A 3,374-nucleotide genomic window follows, 5' to 3' on the forward strand; every position below is an offset into this window, starting at 1 on the left:
CCCATCTAATTAATATGGGGGATTAGCTCAGATGGGAGAGCGCCTGCTTTGCACGCAGGAGGTCATCGGTTCGATCCCGTTATCCTCCATTAACAGCGAGAGCTGTTAAACGTTGCACTTTGAAAACTGGATATTCAATTTCTTTGTAATATAAGATATAAACCGAGAATTAACACTGCGTTTTAAAGAGTTTTTTAAGAAAGTATTTCTTAATCGCTAAACTCTAACCGTGATACCGTCAGGTATCAAATAGGTTAAGTTAACAAGGGCGCACGGTGGATGCCTTGGCACTAGGAGCCGATGAAGGACGGTACTAACACCGATATGCTTCGGGGAGCTGTACGTAAGCTTTGATCCGGAGATTTCCGAATGGGGGAACCCAGCCAGCTTAGTCGCTGGTTACTGGCAAGTGAATACATAGCTTGTCAGAGGTAAACGTGGGGAACTGAAACATCTCAGTACCTGCAGGAACATAAAGAAAATTCGATTCCCTAAGTAGCGGCGAGCGAACGGGGAACAGCCCAAACCATGACGCTTGCGTTGTGGGGTTGTAGGACTGAACTTTGGAGTTACCAAAGTCGTTGATAACTGAGTCAGTTGGAATGCTGAACAAAACAGGGTGAAAGTCCCGTAAGTTAAATCGACGGCTCTTCGTTCAGGATCCTGAGTACGGCGGAACACGTGAAATTCCGTCGGAATCTGGGAGGACCATCTCCCAAGGCTAAATACTACCTAGTGACCGATAGTGGACCAGTACCGTGAGGGAAAGGTGAAAAGAACCCCGGAAGGGGAGTGAAACAGTTCCTGAAACCGTGTGCCTACAATTAGTCAAAGCCCGTTAATGGGTGATGGCGTGCCTTTTGTAGAATGAACCGGCGAGTTACGTTTGCAGGCGAGGTTAAGCTGATAAGGCGGAGCCGTAGCGAAAGCGAGTCTGAAATGGGCGTTATAGTCTGTAGACGTAGACCCGAAACCAAGTGACCTACCCATGTCCAGGTTGAAGGTGTGGTAAAACACACTGGAGGACCGAACCCGTGTATGTTGAAAAATGCTGGGATGAGGTGTGGGTAGCGGTGAAATTCCAAACGAACTTGGAGATAGCTGGTTCTCTTCGAAATAGCTTTAGGGCTAGCCTCGGAATTGACCATCATGGAGGTAGAGCACTGTTTGGACTAGGGGCCCGTCTTGGGTTACTGAATTCAGATAAACTCCGAATGCCATTGATGAATTATCCGGGAGTCAGACAGTGAGTGATAAGATCCATTGTCGAAAGGGAAACAGCCCAGACCACCAGTTAAGGTCCCCAAATTTATGTTAAGTGGAAAAGGATGTGGGGTTGCATAGACAACTAGGATGTTGGCTCAGAAGCAGCCATCATTTAAAGAGTGCGTAATAGCTCACTAGTCGAGTGACCCTGCGCCGAAAATGTACCGGGGCTAAACATAATACCGAAACTGTGGATGACCACTTATGTGGTCATGGTAGGAGAGCGTTCTAAGGGCGTTGAAGGTTGATCGTGAGGACAACTGGAGCGCTTAGAAGTGAGAATGCCGGTATGAGTAGCGAAAGACAGGTGAGAATCCTGTCCACCGTATGACTAAGGTTTCCTGGGGAAGGCTCGTCCTCCCAGGGTTAGTCGGGACCTAAGCTGAGGCCGCAAGGCGTAAGCGATGGATAACAGGTTGAAATTCCTGTACTAGTTTATTTTGTTTGAACGATGGAGGGACGCAGGAGGCTAAAGGATCCGCACGATTGGAAATGTGCGGCCAAGCAATCAGTCTTGGTGTGAGTTAAATGCTTGCACCTGTACGGACAAGTTGTGATGGGGAGCGAATTAAGTAGCGAAGTCCTTGATGTCACACTGCCGAGAAAAGCTTCTAGTGAGAAATAAACTACCCGTACCGCAAACCGACACAGGTAGTCGAGGAGAGTATCCTCAGGTGTGCGAGAGAACTCTCGTTAAGGAACTCGGCAAAATGACCCCGTAACTTCGGAAGAAGGGGTGCTGATCTAACGATCAGCCGCAGTGAATAGGCCCAGGCGACTGTTTATCAAAAACACAGGTCTCTGCTAAATCGTAAGATGACGTATAGGGGCTGACGCCTGCCCGGTGCTGGAAGGTTAAGTGGATGAGTTAGTACTTCGGTACGAAGCCCAGAAATGAAGCCCCAGTAAACGGCGGCCGTAACTATAACGGTCCTAAGGTAGCGAAATTCCTTGTCGGGTAAGTTCCGACCCGCACGAAAGGCGTAACGATCTGGGCACTGTCTCGACGAGAGACTCGGTGAAATTATAATACCCGTGAAGATGCGGGTTACCCGCGACAGGACGGAAAGACCCCATGGAGCTTTACTGTAGCTTGATATTGAGTGTTTGTACAGCTTGTACAGGATAGGTAGGAGCCGTTGAAGCCGGAACGCTAGTTTCGGTGGAGGCATTGGTGGGATACTACCCTTGCTGTATGAACCCTCTAACCCGCGCCACTTAGCGTGGCGGGAGACAGTGTCAGGTGGGCAGTTTGACTGGGGCGGTCGCCTCCTAAAGAGTAACGGAGGCGCCCAAAGGTTCCCTCAGAATGGTTGGAAATCATTCATAGCGTGTAAAGGCATAAGGGAGCTTGACTGCGAGACTTACAGGTCGAGCAGGGACGAAAGTCGGGCTTAGTGATCCGGTGGTTCCGTATGGAAGGGCCATCGCTCAACGGATAAAAGCTACCCTGGGGATAACAGGCTTATCTCCCCCAAGAGTCCACATCGACGGGGAGGTTTGGCACCTCGATGTCGGCTCATCACATCCTGGGGCTGTAGTTGGTCCCAAGGGTTGGGCTGTTCGCCCATTAAAGTGGTACGCGAGCTGGGTTCAGAACGTCGTGAGACAGTTCGGTCCCTATCCGTCGCGGGCGTAGGAAATTTGAGTGGAGCTGTTCCTAGTACGAGAGGACCGGAATGGACATACCGCTGGTGTACCAGTTGTGCCGCCAGGCGCATCGCTGGGTAGCTAAGTATGGCCGGGATAAACGCTGAAAGCATCTAAGTGTGAAGCCCCCCACAAGATGAGATTTCCCATTCCTTTATGGAAGTAAGACCCCTGAGAGATGATCAGGTAGATAGGTTGGAAGTGGAAGCGCCGTGAGGTGTGGAGCGGACCAATACTAATCGGTCGAGGACTTAACCAAGTAGCATTGAAATGCAGGGTTAGTTCAAAGGGCAAAGAAAAATTGAATATCCAGTTTTGAGAGCGTAACGTTCTCAGAAAGTGGTGTGGTGGCGATAGCAAGAAGGATACACCTGTTCCCATGTCGAACACAGTAGTTAAGCTTCTTAGCGCCGATAGTAGTTGGGAGAGCACTCCCTGCGAGGGTAGGACGTTGCCAC

At 49.9% G+C, this 3,374-nt stretch carries 1 tRNA gene and 2 rRNA genes; all 3 read left to right on the forward strand.

Annotated features, from left to right (window positions below):
* Positions 1 to 16: 16 nt before the first annotated feature.
* A tRNA-Ala gene (locus EKM76_RS12675) sits at positions 17 to 89 on the forward strand.
* A gap of 163 nt (positions 90 to 252) precedes the next feature.
* Positions 253 to 3,175: ribosomal RNA gene (locus EKM76_RS12680) — 23S ribosomal RNA — on the forward strand.
* A gap of 84 nt (positions 3,176 to 3,259) precedes the next feature.
* Positions 3,260 to 3,374: ribosomal RNA gene (rrf, locus tag EKM76_RS12685) — 5S ribosomal RNA — on the forward strand; the annotation flags it as partial.

The organism is Loigolactobacillus zhaoyuanensis, assembly GCF_003946385.1.
Lineage (GTDB): Bacteria > Bacillota > Bacilli > Lactobacillales > Lactobacillaceae > Loigolactobacillus > Loigolactobacillus zhaoyuanensis.